This window comes from Lactobacillus nasalidis (assembly GCF_016587775.1).
In the GTDB taxonomy this organism is placed as follows: domain Bacteria; phylum Bacillota; class Bacilli; order Lactobacillales; family Lactobacillaceae; genus Lactobacillus; species Lactobacillus nasalidis.
The window spans coordinates 1-468 of record NZ_BOCG01000395.1; the positions used below are offsets into that span (position 1 = coordinate 1).

The window sequence follows — 468 nt, forward strand, 5'->3', positions numbered from 1 at the left end:
GGTCACGAAACCGACACGACCCTGTGCGACCTGGCAGCCGACTGCCGGGCCGCTACGCCGACGGCTGCCGCGGAAATGGCCACGCCGGATCTGACCCAGACCGTGGCTGAAATCGGCCAGCTGCAGACGCGGCTTTTGACAGGCATCCGCGTTGCCATTCAGACCCGGGCCCAGGCTCTGGCCCAGGTGGCAAATTCATTTATCATGAAAGAACCCCAGCGTCTTTATGAGCAGAAGGCCCAGCAGGTTGACCAGCTGACCCAGCAGCTTAGCCGGGTGATGGAGGTCACCGTCAGAGACCAGCGGCAAAAGCTCAGTCTGCTGGCCCAGCGTCTGCAGCACCAGGCACCCGACCGCAAGATCAAGCAGCTGCAGCAGGAAAACAGCTTCCTGGCCAAGAGCCTGCAGGCCCAGATGCAGCGGCAGCTGGAACAAAAGCAGGCAGCCTGCGGCCGGCTGGTGCAGCAG

The 468-nt window shown here is 63.2% G+C and carries 1 protein-coding gene; it reads left to right on the plus strand.

Going from position 1 to position 468, the window contains the following annotated elements; genetic code table 11:
- A partial coding sequence (locus lacNas_RS07150) for an exodeoxyribonuclease VII large subunit (RefSeq protein ID WP_280515434.1) occupies nt 1-468 on the plus strand: 468 nt, incomplete at both ends.